This window comes from Rossellomorea sp. FM04394 (genome assembly GCF_041889765.1).
In the GTDB taxonomy this organism is placed as follows: Bacteria; Bacillota; Bacilli; order Bacillales; family Bacillaceae_B; genus Rossellomorea; species Rossellomorea aquimaris_B.
Genome location: NZ_CP168654.1, coordinates 12501 through 35000, shown reverse-complemented (window position 1 = coordinate 35000; position 22500 = coordinate 12501). Strand labels below are relative to the sequence as shown.

Annotated in this window: 20 protein-coding genes, 3 tRNA genes, 2 rRNA genes, 1 other RNA gene and 1 other annotated feature (2 of these 27 running past the window's edge); of the genes, 7 read left to right on the top strand and 19 right to left on the bottom strand. The window is 43.8% G+C overall.

The features are described 5' to 3' along the window. Positions 1-281, top strand: the 3' portion of a protein-coding gene (locus ACCB35_RS00175; protein WP_044340674.1) for a PaaI family thioesterase. It extends 199 nt beyond the left edge of the window; 281 of the gene's 480 nt are visible here — the last part of the coding sequence; the start codon falls outside the window, past its left edge; the stop codon is at positions 279-281. Between the two features lie 59 nt (positions 282-340). On the opposite strand, the gene ACCB35_RS00170 is transcribed toward ACCB35_RS00175, so the two are convergent. The 8 genes from ACCB35_RS00170 to tadA form a co-directional block, all read right to left on the bottom strand. Next, entirely contained in the window at positions 341-1495 is a 1155-nt protein-coding gene (locus ACCB35_RS00170; RefSeq protein ID WP_374055356.1) for a glycerate kinase, read from the bottom strand. A gap of 109 nt (positions 1496-1604) precedes the next feature. Next, a complete protein-coding gene (locus tag ACCB35_RS00165; protein ID WP_044340676.1) occupies positions 1605-1868 on the bottom strand; it encodes a pro-sigmaK processing inhibitor BofA family protein in 264 nt (87 codons plus the stop codon). A 62-nt stretch (positions 1869-1930) separates the two neighbouring features. Further along, complete coding sequence (locus ACCB35_RS00160; protein WP_044340677.1) at positions 1931-2149, bottom strand: YaaL family protein; 219 nt, start codon at positions 2147-2149, stop codon at positions 1931-1933. A gap of 17 nt (positions 2150-2166) precedes the next feature. Beyond that, complete coding sequence (recR, locus tag ACCB35_RS00155) at positions 2167-2763, bottom strand: recombination mediator RecR (protein WP_044340678.1); 597 nt, start codon at positions 2761-2763, stop codon at positions 2167-2169. A gap of 11 nt (positions 2764-2774) precedes the next feature. After that, entirely contained in the window at positions 2775-3098 is a 324-nt protein-coding gene (locus ACCB35_RS00150) for a YbaB/EbfC family nucleoid-associated protein (protein WP_172655813.1), read from the bottom strand. A gap of 29 nt (positions 3099-3127) precedes the next feature. Then, positions 3128-4816, bottom strand: coding sequence for a DNA polymerase III subunit gamma/tau (gene dnaX, locus ACCB35_RS00145; RefSeq protein ID WP_374055355.1), 1689 nt, complete (start codon positions 4814-4816; stop codon positions 3128-3130). Between the two features lie 152 nt (positions 4817-4968). After that, positions 4969-5232: signal recognition particle sRNA large type (gene ffs, locus ACCB35_RS00140), an RNA gene on the bottom strand. A gap of 98 nt (positions 5233-5330) precedes the next feature. Continuing rightward, complete coding sequence (gene tadA, locus ACCB35_RS00135) at positions 5331-5825, bottom strand: tRNA adenosine(34) deaminase TadA (protein ID WP_374055354.1); 495 nt, start codon at positions 5823-5825, stop codon at positions 5331-5333. 83 nt (positions 5826-5908) lie between these two features. Here tadA and ACCB35_RS00130 point away from each other — a divergent pair, with 83 nt between their 5' ends. The 5 genes from ACCB35_RS00130 (at position 5909) to ACCB35_RS00110 (ending at position 9860) form a co-directional block, all read left to right on the top strand. Next, entirely contained in the window at positions 5909-6448 is a 540-nt protein-coding gene (locus ACCB35_RS00130; protein ID WP_374055353.1) for a cysteine hydrolase family protein, read from the top strand. A 77-nt stretch (positions 6449-6525) separates the two neighbouring features. After that, complete coding sequence (locus ACCB35_RS00125) at positions 6526-7812, top strand: glycosyl hydrolase family 18 protein (RefSeq protein ID WP_374055352.1); 1287 nt, start codon at positions 6526-6528, stop codon at positions 7810-7812. 237 nt (positions 7813-8049) lie between these two features. Then, a complete protein-coding gene (locus ACCB35_RS00120) occupies positions 8050-8706 on the top strand; it encodes a deoxynucleoside kinase (RefSeq protein ID WP_374055351.1) in 657 nt (218 codons plus the stop codon). Then, positions 8690-9358 (top strand): deoxynucleoside kinase, encoded by a 669-nt coding sequence (locus ACCB35_RS00115; protein WP_044340684.1) that lies wholly within the window; start codon positions 8690-8692, stop codon positions 9356-9358. Before ACCB35_RS00120 ends, ACCB35_RS00115 begins: the two co-directional genes overlap by 17 nt. Positions 9359-9497: 139 nt before the next feature. Next, a complete protein-coding gene (locus ACCB35_RS00110; RefSeq protein ID WP_374055350.1) occupies positions 9498-9860 on the top strand; it encodes a hydrolase in 363 nt (120 codons plus the stop codon). Between the two features lie 108 nt (positions 9861-9968). On the opposite strand, the gene ACCB35_RS00105 is transcribed toward ACCB35_RS00110, so the two are convergent. The 6 genes from ACCB35_RS00105 to guaB all read right to left on the bottom strand — a co-directional run bounded on the left by ACCB35_RS00105 (position 9969) and on the right by guaB (position 16814). After that, positions 9969-10061, bottom strand: a tRNA-Ser gene (locus ACCB35_RS00105). Between the two features lie 115 nt (positions 10062-10176). Further along, positions 10177-11451 carry a serine--tRNA ligase gene (gene serS, locus ACCB35_RS00100; RefSeq protein WP_374055349.1) on the bottom strand — a complete coding sequence of 425 codons (1275 nt, stop codon included), beginning with the start codon at positions 11449-11451 and terminating at the stop codon, positions 10177-10179. Positions 11452-11500: 49 nt separating this feature from the next. Next, positions 11501-11709: a binding site (T-box leader), on the bottom strand. A 53-nt stretch (positions 11710-11762) separates the two neighbouring features. After that, the gene (gene pdxT, locus ACCB35_RS00095; RefSeq protein WP_044340687.1) at positions 11763-12353 is read right to left on the bottom strand and encodes a pyridoxal 5'-phosphate synthase glutaminase subunit PdxT; all 591 of its coding nucleotides are present in this window, start codon (positions 12351-12353) and stop codon (positions 11763-11765) included. A gap of 11 nt (positions 12354-12364) precedes the next feature. Then, on the bottom strand, positions 12365-13249 hold the full coding sequence (gene pdxS, locus ACCB35_RS00090) for a pyridoxal 5'-phosphate synthase lyase subunit PdxS (RefSeq protein WP_172655814.1): 885 nt from the start codon (positions 13247-13249) through the stop codon (positions 12365-12367). Between the two features lie 549 nt (positions 13250-13798). Next, positions 13799-15154 (bottom strand): D-alanyl-D-alanine carboxypeptidase family protein, encoded by a 1356-nt coding sequence (locus tag ACCB35_RS00085; RefSeq protein ID WP_374055348.1) that lies wholly within the window; start codon positions 15152-15154, stop codon positions 13799-13801. 196 nt (positions 15155-15350) lie between these two features. Next, positions 15351-16814 carry an IMP dehydrogenase gene (guaB, locus tag ACCB35_RS00080; protein WP_044340690.1) on the bottom strand — a complete coding sequence of 488 codons (1464 nt, stop codon included), beginning with the start codon at positions 16812-16814 and terminating at the stop codon, positions 15351-15353. A gap of 112 nt (positions 16815-16926) precedes the next feature. Here guaB and ACCB35_RS00075 point away from each other — a divergent pair, with 112 nt between their 5' ends. Further along, entirely contained in the window at positions 16927-17862 is a 936-nt protein-coding gene (locus tag ACCB35_RS00075) for a YaaC family protein (RefSeq protein ID WP_374055347.1), read from the top strand. Positions 17863-17901: 39 nt separating this feature from the next. Here ACCB35_RS00075 and ACCB35_RS00070 read toward each other — a convergent pair whose 3' ends face one another. The 5 genes from ACCB35_RS00070 to ACCB35_RS00050 form a co-directional block, all read right to left on the bottom strand. After that, complete coding sequence (locus ACCB35_RS00070) at positions 17902-18387, bottom strand: glutathione peroxidase (protein WP_044340692.1); 486 nt, start codon at positions 18385-18387, stop codon at positions 17902-17904. A 711-nt stretch (positions 18388-19098) separates the two neighbouring features. Beyond that, a 5S ribosomal RNA gene (rrf, locus tag ACCB35_RS00065) occupies positions 19099-19215 on the bottom strand. A 100-nt stretch (positions 19216-19315) separates the two neighbouring features. After that, positions 19316-22250: ribosomal RNA gene (locus ACCB35_RS00060) — 23S ribosomal RNA — on the bottom strand. 158 nt (positions 22251-22408) lie between these two features. After that, a tRNA-Ala gene (locus tag ACCB35_RS00055) sits at positions 22409-22484 on the bottom strand. 14 nt (positions 22485-22498) lie between these two features. Then, positions 22499-22500: transfer RNA gene (locus ACCB35_RS00050), tRNA-Ile, on the bottom strand; it runs 75 nt beyond the window's last position.

Genomic DNA, 22500 nt, shown 5'->3' with positions numbered 1-22500 from the left:
TCGATTGCCACGGCACTGGCTCAGCTGCGATTCATCTTCATAGAAAGAATGGAGGAGAAATTGGTGATGGTCAAGAGCCTCCACGTTTTGTTACTGCTTCCTTACAAGTGGATTTTATGAAACCGACCCCTCATCATGTTCCTTTAAAAGCAGTTGGTACAGTTCATGAAGTCCACCCTAAGAAGTTCAGGGTGCAAACAGAAGTATTTGCAGAGGGAAAACTGTGTGCCCGCGGAGAAGTAGTAGCTGTTGTGATGCCAAAAACGTTTTTAGGTGAATAGTGGAAAATCAGCAAGTGCTCTTCCCTCATCCGAGAAGGAAGGGCACTACAAATACAAAATTAAACTGGTTTGTTTCCCATCCCGGTAAATAATTCATATGTCCTCATCAACCTTGAAGCAGCTTCTTCCAACAAAACGCTTCCGTTTGTCATGGCCTCCGATAAAGACATAGGTTGACTAACGACCGGAAGAAGTAACTGTATACCTTCAGCATAAATCTGCTCCAAGTCCCCTTCTATTTTCCCTGCAAACACCGCTACCGGAACCTCATACTTTGAAGCTAATCTCCCGATGCCTACAGGTACCTTTCCATAAAGGGACTGTGCATCGATCTTCCCTTCCCCGGTCAAAACAAGTGCCGCATCTTTCAAGTGATACTCCAGACTGCTCTCTGTTGCGATTATGCTTAAGCCGCTTTTAATAACTGGATGAAAAAAGGAGAGAAGGGAATAGCCCAGACCACCCGCAGCTCCACTTCCCTGATCAAGGCGACAATCCACTCCCGTATGTTCAACTACCTTTTCAGCAAAGTGTTCCATGCCTCGTTCAAAATCTGCAAGCTTCTCTTCTATGACACCTTTCTGTGGGCCGAACACGGTCACAGCCCCTTCATTTCCTAATAAAGGGTTTGTTACGTCTGAAGCGACTGTCCACTTAACAGCCTTTAGCCTTTGGTCGAGATTGGTAGAATCAATCGAGTCAAGTTCCCCCAGCATGCTTCCTCCAGCTTCAAGTTCTTGACCTTTCTTATTGAAGAAACGGATTCCTAACGCTTGAAGGAATCCTGTCCCTCCATCTATGGTTGCACTCCCTCCTAACCCAAGGATAATGTGCTCCACTCCAAGATCTAGAACGGATTTTACAAGCTCACCGGTTCCGAATGTAGAGGTCACGCCCGGGTTCAGCTCACTTTCGTTTAACAAAGTAAGCCCGGATGCAGCTGCCGTTTCAATGACGGCTGTCTTTGTTTCAGGTACCCACCCAAAAGTTGCTGAGATTTGACGTCCCAGGGGATCTCTCGCTTGAACCGTTCGTGTTTCCCCATTCATGATGGTCATCATGGCATCAACCGTTCCTTCACCACCATCCGCCATGGGGATCAAGACAGTCTTGTATGAAGGATTGATACGGTGAATCCCTCTCCGGATCGCTTCGGCCGCTGCTTTACTTGTCATGGAACCTTTAAAGGAATCAGGTGCAATGACGATTTTCATTGTTCTCCCACCTCTTTTGTCTTCTATGTAAAAAACAGCCAAAATCCAGGTAAGAAAAAATCCCACCTGATACTTCGACTGCCTTTCCTTCTTACTATTCTATTGATCCTTATAAGATCCACATCTGAATGACGGTTAGTCCCACAACTCCGGGAATCCCTAAAATCCCTGAAATAGATGAGGTTGCCAAATTAATAGGAACGTGGATTCCGTACTGACTGCCAAAGGCGTTCAGGAAAAATAAAAAGAGTGCTCCGATCATGACCTTCATGGCAACTTGTCCGACAAACCGAAGTGGTTTGATGGGTGTGCCGGTGGCCAATAGAAGTACAATCAGTCCGCTGATCACCGCAATGACGATAACTGGGCTCATACCCTTCTCTCCTCTCAACATAGAACATAAATAGTCTCTTATTGAAAGGATATGAGGGTTGTCTACCTTTTTATGACGATCTTTCTATGTTTTGCTTCTCTAAAGAGAAAAAAATATTTAGCTTCTGCTATTTTCGAGTGACAGTGGATGTTCAGATTATAATCCACACTCATCTCATCGATGGAACGTTGCTGATTCCAATGATCCTTGGTTTCGTCTAAAACGTGAAGTAAGGATTGGTCATACTCTTTTTTCAGCTTTCCTTTTTTCCGGAAAAACATAGGTATCCTCTCCTTCGTTAAACGTCTCTTCTTCCCTCAAGGGCTTTCGATAACGTTACTTCATCTGCGTACTCAAGATCTCCACCGACAGGAAGTCCATGGGCAATCCTTGTGATTCGGATACCCGATGGTTTGACCAGGCGTGAGATGTACATTGCTGTCGCTTCACCTTCTATGTTGGGGTTGGTAGCGAGGATGACTTCCTGGACCTCGTCACCGTGAAGACGCTTTATCAGATCCGGAACATTGATGTCCTCGGGTCCGATCCCGTCCATAGGGGAGATGGCACCGTGGAGTACATGGTATTGTCCGTTATATTCTTTCATCTTCTCCATCGCAATGACATCTTTGGGATCTTGTACCACACAGATGATGCTGCGATCCCGTCTTTGATCCTCACAGATATAGCATGGATCTTGATCGGTGATGTGACCGCAAACGGAACAGTAGCTTAGATTACGCTTGGCATTGACCAATGCCTTGGCAAAATCAAGTACAGTATCTTCTTTCATACTAAGAACAAAAAAAGCCAGTCGGGCCGCAGTTTTCGGCCCGATTCCCGGCAATTTCATAAAGCTGTCAATCAGCTTCGATATAGGCTCAGGATAGTGCATCGTATTGCCTCCTAGAACATTCCCGGTAGGTTCATTCCTTTAGTGAATTGACCCATAGTTGAGTTCGTTAATTCGTCCGCTTTCTTCAGTGCATCGTTTGTCGCTGCAAGGACTAGATCTTGAAGCATTTCTACATCATCCGGATCAACAGCTTCTTCGTTGATCTTTACATCAATTACTTGTTTGTGACCGGAAACGATAACAGTCACCATTCCGCCGCCAGCTGTTCCTTCGATTTGCTTTTCCCCTAGTTCTTCTTGAGCTTCCGCCATTTTCTTTTGCATCTTCTGCATCTGCTTCATCATATTTTGCATATTACCATTTCCACGCATCATATTATTACCTCCAGTTAATTTTTTCTACATTAATCGTTTAATTCTATTAAATCCATACCGACAAGCTTTTCAGCTTCCTTCAAGAGTGAGTCTTCACCTTGATCCCCGCCTGATGGTTCTCCATCTTCTGTTTTCGAGTTCCGGATAAAGTCTTCCCTTATGGACATCCACTGATCTTCAGGAATTCCAATCGCTGCATAGCTGTTTCCCGTAAGCTCTTCCAGTATGGAAGCAATCGCTGAGGTGAACGCTTGATTCTCCATTGCCATTTGACAATGAATATCGTATTTAAATTTTAACACAAATGAGCCGTTTGTTGCTGCTACAGGTTCAGCATCATTTAATAATGCAGACTGTGAACGCATTTGGCGCTGGTTCAATGTTTCAACCATATCACCCCAGCGGCTCTTTATGAGATTAAGATCCTCTTTCGTCGCCGTTCGGAGCACTTCCTGAATCTTACCGGTAGGTGCCCGGAAGCCCTTCTTTGCCCTGATTGGCTTTTTCACAGGCTGCGCTGCCGGCTCTGCTTGAACCTTGACTCCATTTGCCTTCAGCTGCTCAACCTCTTTTTCAAGAAGTTTAATCTTCTTCATCATGTCGTTCACTTCCGGTGAAGAAGCCGCTGCCGGTGCTTCCATTTGACAGAGCTTAACAATGGACACTTCTAAGTAGATACGGGCATGATTGGTGAACTTCATTTCCTGACCGGCCTGATTCAAGACATCGATGTATTGATAAATCTGCTGAGGCTGGGTTTGTCCGGCTAATTCTTTAAAATCATCATCGAGCATGACCCGTTCCAATGATTCTTCAAGATTAGGGGCCGTTTGGTATAACAGCATATCCCGGAAATAAAGAATAAAGTCCTCTGCGAACCTTGCCGGGTCTTTCCCTTGGAACAACAGTTCTTCCAGTGCACTTAAACCACTGGTGACATCTCTTTCCAGAATCGCTTTCGCCAGTGTATTTAAATAGCCTTGAGAAACAGCCCCTGTTACAGTCAAGGCATCGTCTATGGTTACCTGGTCCTGACTGAAGGAGATGGCTTGATCGAGAAGACTTAGGGCATCACGCATCCCGCCCTCAGCTGCCCTTGCGATAATCGTCAGGGCATTTTCTTCATAGTTCACACCTGATTCTGTGGCAATATGACTCATTCGTCCCACAATATCCCTGGCCGTAATTCGCTTGAAGTCAAAACGCTGACAGCGTGAAATGATCGTAAGGGGAATCTTGTGAGGCTCTGTAGTCGCAAGGATAAAGATGACATGCTTAGGTGGTTCCTCTAACGTTTTCAGTAGCGCATTAAATGCTCCGATAGACAGCATATGGACTTCATCTATGATGTAGACTTTATACTCGACTACGTTTGGAGAATATTTGACTTTATCCCGGATGTCCCGGATCTCTTCCACCCCGTTATTGGAGGCGGCATCGATTTCAATGACATCAGGGATCGAACCGTCCGTGATCCCTTTACATGCATCGCACTCATTGCAAGGTTCCGCTACAGGAGAACGTTCACAGTTAACGGCTTTTGCCAGGATCTTCGCTGCACTCGTCTTCCCTGTCCCTCTTGGTCCCGAGAATAAATAGGCATGGGAAATCTTCTGATGAAGGAGGGCATTTTGCAACGTTTTCGTTACATGCTGCTGTCCCACCACATCAATAAATGACTGAGGACGCCACACACGATATAAAGCTTGATATGCCAAAATGACTCCCCCCTCTTTTTATGTACTATAGTGTCTCTATTATAACGTAATGTAAATCCCTTTTACAAAGAAAACCGGAGATCAATTTAAACCTTTACACAAACAAAAAACTCACCCGGAAATGGATGAGTTGTTGTATATAAATTAAACTGCCGTGCACCTTTCGTCGACAAGCATCCATAGGCGTTACTCAAGCAGTTAGCTCGGCCCAGGCAACCCTGCGGCACATGGGAGCTTCCACTTAATGCTGCTTCCTTCCGGACCTGACATGGTTCATGGATTCCCATTGCGCAGGACCCAGGCGTCAACACCACTTACTTGAGGCAGCCCTACAGAGTGCTAGCCTCGGAAAGGAATTCGGTCTCGCTGGAGCGGATTGCGAGTACAGGGCACCGCTACCTCCCCACCTAGCACGGCAAAATTGATACCATATTTAGTTGCGTCATTAGTGCGACGCAAGATTAAGTATACTAGGATTTACGGTAAAAAGCAATGGCGGAATAATGTAAGTTATTTACAGTCCAGATGTCCTATTCTTCTTCTCCAGCTTCTTCCGCTCTCGCAGGTCTTTAAAAAAACGGGAAAGGATTCCACCACATTCTTCCGATAACACTCCAGGTACTACTTCACACTGATGATTAAATCGGTCATCCTCGAGTAGATTCATTAACGTTCCCGCACAGCCCGCCTTTGGATCTTTTGCCCCATAAATGACTTTCTCTATTCTGGAAAGGATGATGGCTCCACTGCACATAGGACATGGTTCAAGTGTGACATAAAGCTCTGCGCCCTCAAGACGCCATGTGCCAAGCTTCTCACATGCCTCTTGAATGGCTAAAGTCTCTGCATGAGTGATGGCATTTTGACTCGTTTCTCTCAGGTTATGAGCCCGGGCAATGATATCATCACCCATTACAATGACCGCTCCAATCGGAACCTCTTGAATCACTGCTGCTTTTTCTGCTTCCTTTAATGCTTCCATCATAAATTGTTCTTCTCTTATACCCATTATGTACTCCCATAAATTTATTTCTCTATTCTTTATAAAATATCCCCAATCACTCCAAACTATAAGAGAAAGGGGCTTTCAACATGATACCAAACGATACCGCTCTTCTTGTTATAGACATTATGAATCCATTCGACTTCGAACACGGTAACACACTGGCGAGCCATACCCGCAATATAGTTGAACCGATCAACTCCCTGCGTCACTATTGTACCAAACATCAGCATCCTGTCATTTATATTAACGACCATTATGAGCTTTGGAAAGCAGATTACAAGGAGATCTATAAGAAATGCCATAATGAAGTGAGCGATAGCATCATGACTCCTCTCCAACCGATGGATAAAGATTTTTTTCTCATTAAACCAAAACATTCCGCTTTTTATGGTACTGCTTTAAATACACTGTTGCATCATCTGTCCGTAAAAAATCTTATTATCACGGGTATTGCAGGAAACATCTGTGTACTCTTTACAGCAAACGATGCCTATATGAGAGAGTTTAACCTCATTATACCCTCTGATGCTATTGCGTCGGTCAGTGACGAAGATAATCACTATGCATTAACGATGATGAAAAATGTATTAAAAGCAAGGATAGAATCAACCGGTGAGATCTTATAAAATTCACTCCACAAACATATCCATCCCTTCTATTTCATAAGTTGATTATAGTGAATGAAATATAGGAGGGTCTGTGTATGCAAATTCATGTTGTCCAATCAAACCAATCATTATTTGGTATCGCTCAAGCGTATGGATCAACAGTTAAGGATATAGTAGATGCCAATGAACTGCCAAACCCTGATAACTTAGTAATTGGCCAATCACTGGTTATCCCTATTATAGGAAGTTTCTATTTTGTTCAACCAGGTGATAGCCTTTGGGCGATAAGCCAGAAGACAGGGGTCCCCTATCAGGAACTGGCAAGGGTGAACGGAATTTCTCCCAATCAGCCTTTGCAGGTAGGATTTCGTTTATACATCCCACAGAAGCCTAAAGGAAGGGCTGAATTTAATGGGTATGTCGAGCCTTACGGAAAAGAAGTTGCCCCAAATTTGGAAGAAAGCGCGAAAGAAGCAGCTCCTTATCTTACCTATCTGGCTCCATTCAGCTTCCAAGCTAAACGGGATGGAACACTGCAGGAGCCACTCCTTGGAAATTTGCTTCAAACAGGGAAAGATAATAATAATGTGTTAATGATGGCCATCACCAATCAAGAAGAAGGAACGTTTAGTGATGAACTTGGGCGAATCCTGCTAACCGACCAGGCAATCCAGAATAAATTCCTCGATAATGTCGTCCAGACCGCCAAGAAATATGGATTCAGGGACATTCACTTCGACTTCGAGTATTTACGTCCCCAGGACAAAGAAGCCTACAACCAATTCCTAAAAAAAGCAAAGCAGCGTTTCAATCAAGAAGGATGGTTGCTTTCAACTGCCCTTGCTCCCAAGACCAGTGCCGATCAAAAAGGAAAGTGGTATGAAGCACATGATTATAAAGCACATGGCGAAATCGTAGACTTCGTCGTGATCATGACCTATGAGTGGGGATATAGCGGTGGTCCTGCCATGGCCGTTTCCCCCATCGGACCTGTTCGTGAAGTGCTTGAATACGCCATTTCAGAAATGCCTTCATCCAAGATTCTCATGGGGCAAAATTTATATGGATATGACTGGACCCTCCCATTTGTACAAGGAAGTACAGCGAAAGCCATCAGTCCACAACAGGCAATCAAGATTGCCGCCGACAATAACGTCCCGATTCAGTATGATCAAAAAGCACAGGCCCCTTTCTTTAAATACCGGGATGCAGGCACTGGAAAAGATCATGAAGTATGGTTTGAAGATGCCCGGAGCATCCAGGCGAAGTTTGATCTTATGAAAGAGTTAAAATTGAGGGGAATGAGCTATTGGAAGCTGGGGCTCTCCTTTCCTCAAAACTGGTTGTTAATATCCGACAATTTCAATGTCGTAAAAAGATGATAAATAGAAGCTGATGGAAAGGTAAATCTATAAACACCTGTCCATCAGCTTTTTGTATGCGTTCCCCTTAAAAGTTGGCCGGTTGAAGTCGATATAGTGAACGTATCCTGTTTTCTAAATCCTTGGAAATAACCTGAACAAACCATCCATCTATTGTGTTACAATAATTCCTGTCGTAATTTTTTATTTTACATTTTTATACGAGAAAAGATTGCCGTAATATGAGGAGGACAATTAATGGGGCGCATTCCTTTCATTACCGTAGAAGGCCCGATTGGAATAGGAAAAACCTCTCTTGCAAAAGCGATTTCAGAGCATTTCAATTTTCACTTACTGAAAGAAATCGTGGATGAAAACCCGTTCTTGGATAAATTCTATGATGACATTGAAGAGTGGAGCTTTCAAACAGAGATGTTTTTCTTATGCAATCGTTATAAACAGCTAGAGGATATTGAAAAACACTACCTATCTCAAAACAAATCTGTCGTAGCAGATTATCATATTCTTAAAAACATCATCTTTGCTAAGCGTACATTGAAGGATGAACAGCAGTTCAAAAAATATCTCAATATATATGAGATCCTAACATCGGATATGCCAAGACCAAATGTCGTGATTTACTTGAACGCAAGCCTTGATACCCTTTTAAAGCGCATTGAAAAAAGAGGACGGGACTTCGAAAAGAAAATCAGCCCTCTATATCTGAAGCAGCTATCATTGGATTATGAAGAATACATGAATACATTCGAAGAAACTCACCCGGATATCCCTGTTCTCCGCTACAATGGCGACCACATAGACTTCGTTCAAAATAAAGAGGACCTGGAACACATTCTTACTCAATTAGAGACTACACTAAAAAAAGGAGTTCACTATCATGAATCTTCGCACTAAATACGGGATCCCGAATAATGCCGTGATCACCATTGCCGGAACAGTCGGCGTCGGGAAATCCACCATGACAAACGGCTTGGCCAATGCCTTGGGGTTCAGGACGTCATTTGAAAAAGTTGATACCAATCCGTACCTCGATAAATTTTATCAGGACTTTAAAAGCTGGAGCTTCCACCTTCAAGTCTATTTCCTGGCAGAACGCTTCAAAGAACAAAAGAAAATCTTTGAATACGGCGGCGGTTTCATACAGGATCGTTCCATCTATGAAGATACTGGCATTTTTGCCCGCATGCATTATGAAAAAGGGAACATGAGCGAAATCGATTATGAAACCTATACAAGCCTTTTCGATGCCATGGTCATGACACCATACTTCCCTCACCCTGATCTTCTGATCTACCTTGAAGGGTCCATTGATAATGTAGTTGATCGCATCCGTGAACGCGGCCGCCCGATGGAACAACAAACACCTGTTGCCTACTGGGAAGAAATGCATGAACGTTACGAAAACTGGATCAATTCCTTTAACGCATGTCCGGTACTCAGACTGGACATCAGTGAATACGATCTAGTGAACGATCAAAACTCCATCGAACCAATCGTTGAACGAATCGGGTATTTCATTGAACAGACGAGAATGTTAAAAAGTTAAGAAGACAGATAAGACTACTCTCCCCAACGCGGCGGGAGTAGTCTTTTTTATTTAAAGGTTGATGAAGACCTCCATCCGTTTATTTCCATTAGGAAAGAGGTATATGTAGTAATAAACAATCGATGAAGGAGATGAAGGAATGATGGAATCGAAACAAACGTATTTTGTAGATATCAGCAGTGGGGACATCTTGCAGGATCCAAATCAAAACGCCAGTCCAAGCTTTCGCATATTTGCCACCCCGACAGAAGTAAACGAACTGAAAATGTTGTTCAATGATAACTATGATGATGACATGTCGACTATGAGACGGGCGCAGGTCCCGTTCCGCCAATATCACAATTCACCGGAAGACGATCAATATGATCAATCGATGAGGGATATCTATTCGAAGATTTATTTGCTAGGAGATGAAGAAGCACGCCTGCATATCACTAAGATAGGGATACTCGAACATACAGCAAACGACCATTTAAGAGAAGACATCAAAAACCTTAAGTAAATTGGACTGGGTCGATCAGTATATCCATAAAATAAAAAAATTCGTTACATATAATATGTAACGAATTCTATCTCCAATGTTTATGCGCTATGGTTATAAAAAAATCAATGGAGGAGGAAGGGGGATTCGAACCCCCGCGGGCTGTTACACCCCTGTCGGTTTTCAAGACCGATCCCTTCAGCCGGACTTGGGTATTCCTCCGTATCGACAAGAATTATAATACCATGGTGTACAAATGGAGTCAAGCATATTTCTAAAAAAATTAAAGAAGTCTCACCGATAAAGGTGAGACTTCTTTTGGCTGGATAAAATTCCTTTATTTAATGACTTCCACTCCACCCATATATGGACGAAGGGCTTCAGGAACGATGACAGATCCATCTTCCTGCTGGTAGTTTTCCAAAATCGCGGCAACCGTTCTTCCTATCGCTAAACCAGATCCATTTAACGTATGGACATGTTCAGGCTTCGCGTTTAGCTCTCTTCTGAAACGGATGTTTGCACGTCTCGCCTGGAAGCTTTCAAAGTTACTGCAAGAAGAAATCTCGCGGTACGTCCCGTAGCTAGGAATCCAGACTTCAATGTCGTATTTCTTTGCAGCCGTGAAACCTAAGTCCGCTGTACACATAGACAATACTCGGTATGGAAGGCCCAGTAGCTGAAGGACTTTTTCAGCATGACCAGTTAAATTTTCTAACTCATCATAAGAATCTTCCGGCTTCACAAAGCGAACAAGCTCGACTTTGTTGAACTGATGCTGGCGGATCAAGCCTCTTGTATCGCGTCCTGCAGATCCAGCCTCAGAGCGGAAGTTGGCGCTATACGCTACATAACTTACCGGCAATTCGTCCGCCTTCAAAATTTCATCACGATGATAATTCGTAACAGGTACTTCTGCAGTAGGGACTAAGAAATAGTCCTCACTCTCAATTCTGAATGCATCTTCTTCAAACTTAGGAAGTTGACCTGTCCCTGTCATACTCGCTCGATTCACCAGGAATGGAGGAATCATTTCCGTATACCCATGCTCATCCATGTGCAAATCCATCATGAAATTAATGAGAGCTCTTTCAAGTCTTGCACCGAGGCCTTTATAGAAAACGAAGCGGCTTCCCGTCACTTTTGCTGCACGTTCAAAATCAAGCAACCCGAGCCTTGTAGCAACGTCCCAGTGAGGCTGTGCTTCGAAATCAAATTCCCGGATTTCTCCCCATGTACGTGCTTCAATATTATCATCTTCAGTTTCACCCACCGGTACAGTTTCATGAGGAATATTCGGGATAGAAAGAAGGATTCTCTCTAATTCTTCTTCGATGCCTCTTAATTCATCATCCAGCTTTTTGACCATGGCCCCGACTTCACGCATTTCAACGATCATATCCTGAGCATCTTTCTTCTCTTTCTTCAGAACGGCAATTTGTTGGGATACTTCATTACGCTTGCTCTTAAGATCTTCACTTTCCACAAGCAGCTCTCTTCTTCTCTTATCAAGCTCTTCGAATTTATCAAAATCCTCCAGGTTCTCACCGCGGTGCTGCAGACGGGCTTTCACATCTTCCAGATTATTACGTAAATACTTAATGTCTAGCATTTGGTTTCTCTCCTTTTTTATAAAAAAATAAAAAACCCCCATCCCTGGTAAAAGGGACGGAGGTTTCCGCGTTGCCACCCTAATTGAAGACGCAAAGCATCTTCCTCTTAAGAGATGGTAACGGAATCACCGAAAATACCTACTTCATTCAGTACTTCACTCAAGGATGGATTCGTAAAGCTCTTGCGTCGATTCTCACCAGCCACCGACTCTCTTAAGCAACCCTTCTTTACTACTATTTCCTATCAACGATTTAATTTTTTATTAGTTATTTCATAATCTACTACAATGTTTTCCATTTTGCAATAAAATTATGCGATTGTTTTTTCCATGCTTTCCTTCACCATCTCAACGAAGAAGGAAGTTAAACGATGATCATCCGTTAGCTCTGGATGGAAAGAACAACCGAGGAATTGTCCGTGGCGTGCAAGTACAATCCGTTCGTTATGCTTCGCCAAGATTTCAACATCTTCCCCTGCTTCCACGATATGGGGGGCACGGATGAAGACGGCATTGAATCCTTCTCCCACATGGGCAATCGAAAGGTCCGCTTCAAAGCTCTCTTTTTGACGGCCAAAGGAATTACGTTCCACTGTTACGTCCATCACACCAAGATGAGGTTGTTCGTATCCGACAATGTGCTTGGCTAAGAGAATCAATCCTGCACATGTTCCAAAGATCGGCTTCCCATCTGCCGCAAATTGTCTTAACGGCTCCATAAAGCCGTATCGATCAATCAGTCTTCTCATAGTGGTACTTTCCCCACCCGGCATGATGAGTCCTTGAATCTCTTCCAACTGCTCCACACGCTTAATGACGATTGCCTTGGCACCAGAGGCTTCAATTGAACGAACATGCTCTCTGACGGCACCTTGAAGTCCTAATACACCGATGTTCAACATAGAATCACACCTTACCATCCACGATCTTGCATACGGTTTTCAGGTAAAATAGAAGAAATTTCTACTCCCTTCATTGCTACACCAAGCTCTTTTGATAGCTCTGCGATTAACTTGTAATCTTGATAATGAGTAGTCGCTTCTACAATTGCTCTTGCAAATTTCTCAGGATTTTCTGATTTGAAGATACCAGAACCTACGAATACTCCGTCAGCCCCTAATTCCATCATAAGAGCCGCATCAGCTGGTGTGGCAATTCCGCCTGCAGCAAAGTTTACAACAGGTAAACGTCCATTTTCTTTAATTTCTAACAATAATTCGTATGGAGCTCCCAGTAACTTCGCTTCTGTCATGATTTCATCTTCATTCATGCTCACAAGCTTGCGTACTTGAGCATTTACCTTACGCATATGACGAACCGCTTCAACGATGTTACCTGTTCCAGGCTCCCCCTTTGTACGCAGCATAGATGCACCTTCACCAATACGGCGGGCAGCTTCACCTAAATCACGGCATCCACATACGAATGGTACAGTGAAATCTCTTTTATTTAAGTGGTACTCTTCATCAGCTGGCGTTAATACTTCACTCTCATCAAGATAATCAACACCCATTGATTCAAGTACTCTTGCCTCTACAATATGACCAATACGAGCCTTTGCCATTACAGGAATCGACACAGCGCCCATCACTTCTTCAATAATACGAGGATCTGCCATTCTTGCTACTCCGCCTGCAGCACGGATGTCTGCTGGAACTCGCTCTAAAGCCATTACTGCAACTGCACCCGCAGCTTCAGCAATTTTAGCCTGCTCTGCATTCACAACGTCCATGATAACGCCGCCTTTTTGCATTTCAGCCATACCTCTTTTAACACGATCTGTACCAGTCTTCATCATATCTATATCCCCCTTATATTTATCCCATGCCTGTCCCATTTCCATCCAAAAAAGGAAGAAAACGCAACTAAAACAATCGGAATGATTATGTAACCCTACTGCTAAATAAACAATAAAAAAAGACTTATGTCAAGACGAAAAGCGGAAGCGGCTTGGTCAGGCCCGACAAGCATAAGATGAATCGGACGGAAAGGCGCTCTTTGCCTTTTTGGTCGATTTAGCTTATGACCTCGAGGGCCTAGCCGCTGGAGCTGGACATATCGAAAAGCGGAAGGGCTTTGCCCAGAGGCGACAAGCATAAGACGAACATGCCGGAAAGGCGTTCTTTGCCTTTTTGGCATGTTTGGCTTATGACCTCGAGCCTCTAAGCCCTGGAGCTGGACATCTCGAAAAGCCGAAGCGGCTTGGTCAGGCCCGACAAGCATTTCTTGGGAATTCCACAAGGCGCTCTTCCTAAGATACCTCTTTTTCACCCTACCTATAAAAAAACACCAAGACTTGTCCTAAATAAAAGTCTTGGTGCTCATTTAATCATTTTACCTAAGCTTATTAGAACCAGCCTTTCACAGTAGATGTAACTGAGTTCCAGATGTCCCCGAAGAAACCACCTACAGCTCTCATTGAAAGGACAAACCAGTTTGCTTTTTCAACACCGTCTACAGCAACAACAGATGCTTTAGAAGCATTGGTACCTTTATCTGTAAGGTAGCCTAAATCTTTTTTATCTTTTGATTCTAACGTAACATATCCAACTTTTTCTCCTTTTTTAACAGGAGCTGTCAGTTCATTGTCATCGTTAAGCTTTTTCTTATCTAATACAAATTTCGGTTTGTATTGATCTTCTTCACCGTTCTTAATCACCATGCTTAGTGCGGAATCGGTTTTGATTTGAACTTCTTTTTCTTTCCCTTTTTCAACTGGAAGTGTCTTTTGACCTTTTACTTGAAAGTCAGCAGGAAGTACTTCCTCTATTGTATAATTGTTGAAAGCATAATCCATCATTTTTCTTGTTTCACTAAAGCGGGCATCGTAGGAGTTTTCACCAGCTGGAACTTCAACGTCCATTACAACCGTAATGAATCTCATTCCGTCCCGTTCTGCTGTTCCTGTGAAGTTGGCACCCGCAAAATCAGTCGTACCTGTTTTCAGGCCATCCATTCCTTCGTATTCGCGGATCAATCCTGGTAACATCCAGTTCCAGTTATCCATCTGAGTGGGGTCATCCGTTCCTTCCGCAAATACCTTCTTCGCAATACTGGATGTCTCAAGTACCTCCGGATAATCATGCAGCAAGCGGTACGCAAGTGTTGCTACATCCTTTGCAGACATCACATTTTCTTCTTCCGGACCACCTACCACCTTATCTACGTAAGGTGCCAAGTCTTTATTGTTTAAACCTGTAGAATTCACAAATTTATATTCTTCCAGACCAAGTTCTTTAGCCTTTGCATTCATCATTTTAACGAAGTTCGCTTCTGAGCCGGCAATCGTTTCAGTAATCGCTATCGTCGCTGCATTAGCTGAATAAATCGCCATTGCTTCATACAACTCTTTAATGGTATAAGTACTTTCCACTTCAAGACTCACATTACTGAGACCAGTATTATGAGACATTTGAGAAAGGTTCGCAGGTACCGTATACTTCTGGTCCCATTTCACCTTACCTTCTGCCACAGCCTCCAGTAACAAGTACTCTGTCATCATTTTCGTCATACTTGCAATGCCCTGAGCATTATCCGAGTTCTTTTCATAGAGAATTTTACCCGTGCTTGCTTCTACTAGAATCGCAGCTTTTGCGTTAACGTCCAATTCTCCTTGTGCATTTGCAGGTCTCCCCACAATACCCATTGCCATCATAAAAACCATCATACAAACAAAAGATTTTTGAATCCAACTTCTTTTCACTATTAGCCCTCCAAGATTTTATGTACACCTTCGTTATTTTATCATAGTTCGAAAGGTAAGAATAGACAGAGAATATGACTAGTTTTGGCATGGGTCAAGGGACTTGCGGCCTCTGAAACACAGCGGTGAATATCATTTTCATCCAAATGAAAAAATGCTGATCAGGAGTATCTGATCAGCATTTGGAATTATTTTCTTACAACGAATAGTTTGGTGCTTCTTTCGTAATTTGAACATCATGAGGATGACTTTCGCGAAGTCCGGCACCCGTCATTTTAATAAACTGTGCCTGCTCTCTTAACGCGAATAGGTCCTTCGTTCCACAGTATCCCATGCCTGAACGTAAGCCTCCAATTAGCTGATACAATGTATCGGCTAAAGGACCTTTGTAAGGAATCCGGCCTTCGATGCCTTCTGGAACGAACTTTTTATTTTCTTCCTGGAAGTAGCGGTCTTTTGAACCTTTTTCCATGGAGCTGACGGATCCCATTCCTCTATATACTTTAAAGCGGCGTCCCTGGAAGATTTCCGTTTCTCCAGGGCTTTCAGATGTTCCTGCCAGTAAGCTTCCCAGCATAACAGCATGTCCACCAGCTGCTAAAGCCTTTACGATATCACCTGAATACTTGATGCCTCCATCGGCAATGATGCTTTTTCCATGCTTTCTTGCTTCAGTAGCGCAATCATATACAGCGGTAATTTGTGGAACACCCACACCGGCAACAACCCGGGTTGTACAGATCGAACCAGGTCCAATCCCAACCTTGACAACATCAGCACCCGCTTCAATTAATTCACGTGTCGCTTCAGCCGTTGCCACATTACCTGCTACGATGTTTAACGTTGGATAAGCTTCGCGGATTTCACGAACAATAGAAAGAACTCCTGCTGAATGACCGTGAGCCGTATCGATTACAATGACATCTACATGTGCTTTCACTAAATGTTCAACACGAGTCAGCGTATCTTTCGAAATACCGACAGCGGCTCCAACTAATAAGCGTCCTTGATCATCTTTGGCAGAGTTAGGGAATTCAATTACTTTTTCGATATCCTTAATCGTAATTAATCCCTTAAGTGTCCCTTCTTGATCAATTAGAGGAAGCTTTTCGATTTTGTACTGCTGAAGAATTTTTTCCGCTTCTTCTAGGGTAGTGCCAACAGGAGCTGTGACAAGATTCTCCTTCGTCATGACATCCGAAATCTGGATCGAATAATCCTGGATGAAACGAAGGTCACGATTTGTTAAAATCCCTACCAGCTTTTGCTCTTGTTCGTTGTTCACAATCGGAACACCGGAAATTCTATATTTGCCCATCAAGTGTTCTGCAGAAAAGACTTGATGATCCGGAGTTAAAAAGAATGGATCTGAGATAACTCCACTTTCGGAACGTTTTACTTTATCAACCTGCTCAGCCTGCTGTTCAATACTCATATTTTTGTGGATGATACCGAGTCCACCTTGTCGAGCCATTGCTATTGCCATTTCAGCTTCTGTTACAGTATCCATTCCTGCACTGATCACAGGAACATTCAATTTAATTGAATCTGTTAACTCAACAGAGATATTTACATCCTTTGGTAATACCTCTGATTTAGCTGGTAATAATAAGACATCATCAAACGTTAAACCTTCTTTAGCAAATTTAGAATCCCACATGTTTTCGGCCTCCCTAGTCCCAAAATATTATTAGTAGGTTATCAATTGGTTAAAATACTGTCAAGATGAATAGGATTAATTTAATTTTTCAGAATAATTAGAAGGTGATTACTTGAACGAATTACGTCAACACTGGGACTTCATTCACTATTTTCAGTCAGCGGAATACTCCCAGAAGTTTCTAAAAAAGTGCTATGAACAAATGGGGTCTTCTCAAACCGAATCAAAAAGCTATGATAACTGTTATCCATTCATGTACTACTTGGAGCAAGGAGAACTTTATTACAGACAAGCCATGCAATCTCCTATATCACTCCAGCCTATTTTGCTTTTCTACGGATATATTCATTTTATTAAAGCGATTGTTTTAACAGAAGATCCCTTATATCCCGAAACAACCACGGTCCTGGCCCATGGGATTACCTCAAGGAAAAGAAAAAAGCAGCAGTACCGTTTTTTACAGGATGAAGTAAAGGTGCAGAAAAATGGTCTGTTTTCACACTTTTCCAACCTGGTGTTTCACGTGAAACATATCGTGGGGGAAAAATACAAGATGGAAGATTTACTCGTACAAATACCCGAGCTTGAAGAAGTATTTCATGTATTGCTCAAAAAGAAAACCATGTTCTGGTTCAATCCACAACATGAGCTGATCATTGATGAGTCCTTACTATCTCACTTTCATATGTCAGAAAGCTTACTTAAACAGTATCTGAATGAAAAGGTGACAGAGGAATTCACATGGAACTCGGACAATGCGTTACAAGCACCAAATGCCCAAGAGCATCTTCCCATCAGATGGCATTTCCATAAAAACAAATTAGCCCTTCCCGGGATTCGGAATGAAGCCACTACTATACCTGAAGTTCTCATCCACTATGCCATACTATACAACTTAAGCATGATTGCCCGATACGAAACAGAATGGTGGGTGGAACTATTAAAAAACCGAACCAATGAAGACTATCCTATCATCAACACGTTCATCAATGTCACAACAGAAAAAGCACCATACCTTTTATTAAAATTACTCAAGGATAAAATGTAGCCGGAAGAGGAAGGATGAAGCGCTCCCTCTCCTCTTTCTCTATTGTGCTTGAAGTAATTTTTTAATGTCATCTTCGATTTTGCGTGGATTGGTTTGAGGAGAATACCGATCATAAACTTCACCATTTTTCCCGATTAAAAATTTAGTGAAATTCCACTTAATGTTCGAAAGAAGGACACCCTTCTTCTCTTTCGTTAAAAACGTAAACAGAGGATGTGCTTCCTTCCCTTTCACATCGACCTTCGCAAACATCGGAAAAGATACCCCGTAGTTCACCTGACAAAACTCCATGATTTCATCCTGATCATCAAATTCCTGTTTCATGAACTGATCACATGGAAATCCGAGGACAACAAGTCCTTCATCCTTGTAGTCTTCATACAGGCCCTGCAGTTCCTCAAATTGAGGTGTAAAGCCACACTTACTAGCTGTGTTTACGATAAGCATCACTTTCCCCTGGTACTCCTCCAGAGACGTTACAGATCCATTCGCTCTTTTTACGGTAAAATCATAAATTGTGGTCATGTTCTTCTCTCCTTGTATACACTCTTATTTAAATAATACTTTAGAGAGTTGGTGGATAGCAATTTTGAGCATGTGATGATGGTGGTTTGTGGGTGTTTGAGATGCAGTGGGTAGGTGAGGTGTTGGGTGTTGATTGTCAGATTGTCGGACGCTGGATATCTTTTAGAAATATTAAAATGAATAGTTGATGGAAAATAGGATTTTTATACAAATAATTCAGGATGATTTGGAGTAACATTGCATTTGCTGGCCACCAGGAAGGATTTCGAGGCTAATGTGTCTCTCAAATTGAAGTTTTATATGTAATAAGCACTAATAAATGTTCCTATCTATCTAAAAATTCTTCTTTATATTAACAAAGACTATTTTAGGGAGGCAGATATCAATATTTTCATAGATATAGAGGAGGGTTAAGCTTGAAGCTGTATGTTAATTGCGTTGATTTTATATTTTATTGCGTCTATTTGGACTGTTATTGCGTCGATTTTTCATTTTATGCGTCGTTTTTGACTGTTATTGCGTCAATTTCATCCCTTTATGCGTCTTTTTCTATTTTCTAACATAAAGACTTTACCAGCGTAGTGTACTAACCCCGTTCTTCATTTCCAATACCACCTGTATAAAAGATAGATGCCTGATTCACCTTCCAATAACATTTCTAATAAAAAAACAGAAAAAGAGTAACCCCTAAGAGCTACTCTTTTCACATTTGCCTGGCGACGTCCTACTCTCACAGGGGGAGATCCCCCAACTACCATCGGCGCTGAAGAGCTTAACTTCCGTGTTCGGCATGGGAACGGGTGTGACCTCTTCGCCATTGTCACCAGACAATATTCAATTGAAGGGTTGTTCCTTCAAAACTAGATAAAGAATTGATGTCAAGAAAGCCGAATATCGACCAATGTTGTTCATTTAAAAATGACTCTTTGTGGTTAAGTCCTCGATCGATTAGTATCAGTCAACTCCACATGTCGCCATGCTTCCATCTCTGACCTATCTACCTAGTCATCTTCTAGGGATCTTACTCACATACGTGATGGGAAATCTCATCTCGAGGGGGGCTTCATGCTTAGATGCTTTCAGCACTTATCCCTTCCGCACATAGCTACCCAGCGATGCCTTTGGCAAGACAACTGGTACACCAGCGGTGCGTCCATCCCGGTCCTCTCGTACTAAGGACAGCTCCTCTCAAATTTCCTGCGCCCACGACGGATAGGGACCGAACTGTCTCACGACGTTCTGAACCCAGCTCGCGTACCGCTTTAATGGGCGAACAGCCCAACCCTTGGGACCGACTACAGCCCCAGGATGCGATGAGCCGACATCGAGGTGCCAAACCTCCCCGTCGATGTGGACTCTTGGGGGAGATAAGCCTGTTATCCCCGGGGTAGCTTTTATCCGTTGAGCGATGGCCCTTCCATGCGGAACCACCGGATCACTAAGCCCGACTTTCGTCCCTGCTCGACTTGTAGGTCTCGCAGTCAAGCTCCCTTGTGCCTTTACACTCTGCGAATGATTTCCAACCATTCTGAGGGAACCTTTGGGCGCCTCCGTTACTCTTTAGGAGGCGACCGCCCCAGTCAAACTGCCCACCTGACACTGTCTCCCACCCCGATAAGGGGCGCGGGTTAGAATTTCAATACAGCCAGGGTAGTATCCCACCGATGCCTCCACCGAAGCTGGCGCTCCGGCTTCCAAGGCTCCTACCTATCCTGTACAAGCTGTACCAAAATTCAATATCAGGCTACAGTAAAGCTCCACGGGGTCTTTCCGTCCTGTCGCGGGTAACCTGCATCTTCACAGGTACTATAATTTCACCGAGTCTCTCGTTGAGACAGTGCCCAGATCGTTACGCCTTTCGTGCGGGTCGGAACTTACCCGACAAGGAATTTCGCTACCTTAGGACCGTTATAGTTACGGCCGCCGTTTACTGGGGCTTCGATTCGCACCTTCGCTTGCGCTAAGCACTCCTCTTAACCTTCCAGCACCGGGCAGGCGTCAGCCCCTATACTTCGCCTTACGGCTTCGCAGAGACCTGTGTTTTTGCTAAACAGTCGCCTGGGCCTATTCACTGCGGCTCTCTCGGGCTTGCACCCTACCAGAGCACCCCTTCTCCCGAAGTTACGGGGTCATTTTGCCGAGTTCCTTAACGAGAGTTCTCTCGCTCACCTTAGGATTCTCTCCTCGCCTACCTGTGTCGGTTTGCGGTACGGGCACCTTTTTCCTCGCTAGAGGCTTTTCTTGGCAGTGTGGAATCAGGAACTTCGCTACTATAATTCGCTCGCTATCACAGCTCAGCCTTCACGATGATGGGATTTGCCTCATCATCAGCCTAACTGCTTAGACGCACATATCCAGCAGTGCGCTTACCCTATCCTCCTGCGTCCCCCCATTGCTCAAACGGAAAAGAGGTGGTACAGGAATATCAACCTGTTGTCCATCGTCTACGCCTATCGGCCTCGACTTAGGTCCCGACTAACCCTGAGCGGACGAGCCTTCCTCAGGAAACCTTAGGCATTCGGTGGATGGGATTCTCACCCATCTTTCGCTACTCATACCGGCATTCTCACTTCTAAGCACTCCACCAGTCCTTACGGTCTAGCTTCGCAGTCCTTAGAACGCTCTCCTACCACTGACACCTAGAGGTGTCAATCCACAGCTTCGGTGATACGTTTAGCCCCGGTACATTTTCGGCGCAGAGTCACTCGACCAGTGAGCTATTACGCACTCTTTAAATGGTGGCTGCTTCTAAGCCAACATCCTGGTTGTCTAAGCAACTCCACATCCTTTTCCACTTAACGTATACTTTGGGACCTTAGCTGGTGGTCTGGGCTGTTTCCCTTTCGACTACGGATCTTATCACTCGCAGTCTGACTCCCATGGATAAGTCTTTGGCATTCGGAGTTTGTCTGAATTCGGTAACCCGATGAGGGCCCCTAGTCCAAACAGTGCTCTACCTCCAAGACTCTTACACATGAGGCTAGCCCTAAAGCTATTTCGGAGAGAACCAGCTATCTCCAAGTTCGATTGGAATTTCTCCGCTACCCACACCTCATCCCCGCACTTTTCAACGTGCGTGGGTTCGGACCTCCATTCAGTGTTACCTGAACTTCATCCTGGACATGGGTAGATCACCTGGTTTCGGGTCTACGACCACATACTCATTCGCCCTATTCAGACTCGCTTTCGCTGCGGCTCCGTCTCATCGACTTAACCTTGCATGGGATCGTAACTCGCCGGTTCATTCTACAAAAGGCACGCCATCACCCGTTAACGGGCTCTGACTACTTGTAGGCACACGGTTTCAGGTTCTATTTCACTCCCCTTCCGGGGTGCTTTTCACCTTTCCCTCACGGTACTGGTTCACTATCGGTCACTAGGGAGTATTTAGCCTTGGGAGATGGTCCTCCCAGCTTCCGACGGGATTTCACGTGTCCCGCCGTACTCAGGATCCACTCAAGAGAGAATGAAGTTTCAACTACAGGGTTGTTACCTTCTTTGACGAGCCTTTCCAGACTTCTTCGTCTACTTCATTCCTTTGTAACTCCGTATAGAGTGTCCTACAACCCCAAGAGGCAAGCCTCTTGGTTTGGGCTACATCCCGTTTCGCTCGCCGCTACTCAGGGAATCGCAATTGCTTTCTCTTCCTCCAGGTACTTAGATGTTTCAGTTCCCTGGGTCTGCCTTCCATACTCTATGTATTCAAGTAAGGATATTGTTCCATTACGAACAATGGGTTCCCCCATTCGGAAATCTCTGGATCAAAGCTCACTTACAGCTCCCCAAAGCATATCGGTGTTAGTCCCGTCCTTCGTCGGCTCCTAGTGCCAAGGCATCCACCGTGCGCCCTTCATAACTTAACCGAATTGGTTGTTACATCAGGTTTAAAACCTAAAATGGCGATACTCGGTAATTTCTTGACTATCAATTTATCTTTATCTAGTTTTCAAAGAACAACCATAATCTCAAAAGAGATTATATGGATGGTTATTTTACTTCGCTGACGCTTCGTAAAAAACCTTGGTGGAGCCTAGCGGGATCGAACCGCTGACCTCCTGCGTGCAAAGCAGGCGCTCTCCCAGCTGAGCTAAGGCCCCGAATAAGTCGAATATG

Coding starts and splice junctions, on each gene's coding strand:
- ACCB35_RS00170 (WP_374055356.1), bottom strand. CDS start 1,495: ATGAAAATCGTCATTGCACCTGATTCCTTTAAAGGTTCCATGACAAGT.
- ACCB35_RS00165 (WP_044340676.1), bottom strand. CDS start 1,868: ATGAGCCCAGTTATCGTCATTGCGGTGATCAGCGGACTGATTGTACTT.
- ACCB35_RS00160 (WP_044340677.1), bottom strand. CDS start 2,149: ATGTTTTTCCGGAAAAAAGGAAAGCTGAAAAAAGAGTATGACCAATCC.
- recR (WP_044340678.1), bottom strand. CDS start 2,763: ATGCACTATCCTGAGCCTATATCGAAGCTGATTGACAGCTTTATGAAA.
- ACCB35_RS00150 (WP_172655813.1), bottom strand. CDS start 3,098: ATGATGCGTGGAAATGGTAATATGCAAAATATGATGAAGCAGATGCAG.
- tadA (WP_374055354.1), bottom strand. CDS start 5,825: ATGGGTATAAGAGAAGAACAATTTATGATGGAAGCATTAAAGGAAGCA.
- ACCB35_RS00130 (WP_374055353.1), top strand. CDS start 5,909: ATGATACCAAACGATACCGCTCTTCTTGTTATAGACATTATGAATCCA.
- ACCB35_RS00125 (WP_374055352.1), top strand. CDS start 6,526: ATGCAAATTCATGTTGTCCAATCAAACCAATCATTATTTGGTATCGCT.
- ACCB35_RS00120 (WP_374055351.1), top strand. CDS start 8,050: ATGGGGCGCATTCCTTTCATTACCGTAGAAGGCCCGATTGGAATAGGA.
- ACCB35_RS00115 (WP_044340684.1), top strand. CDS start 8,690: ATGAATCTTCGCACTAAATACGGGATCCCGAATAATGCCGTGATCACC.
- ACCB35_RS00110 (WP_374055350.1), top strand. CDS start 9,498: ATGATGGAATCGAAACAAACGTATTTTGTAGATATCAGCAGTGGGGAC.
- serS (WP_374055349.1), bottom strand. CDS start 11,451: ATGCTAGACATTAAGTATTTACGTAATAATCTGGAAGATGTGAAAGCC.
- pdxT (WP_044340687.1), bottom strand. CDS start 12,353: ATGTTGAACATCGGTGTATTAGGACTTCAAGGTGCCGTCAGAGAGCAT.
- pdxS (WP_172655814.1), bottom strand. CDS start 13,249: ATGATGAAGACTGGTACAGATCGTGTTAAAAGAGGTATGGCTGAAATG.
- guaB (WP_044340690.1), bottom strand. CDS start 16,814: ATGTGGGATTCTAAATTTGCTAAAGAAGGTTTAACGTTTGATGATGTC.
- ACCB35_RS00070 (WP_044340692.1), bottom strand. CDS start 18,387: ATGACCACAATTTATGATTTTACCGTAAAAAGAGCGAATGGATCTGTA.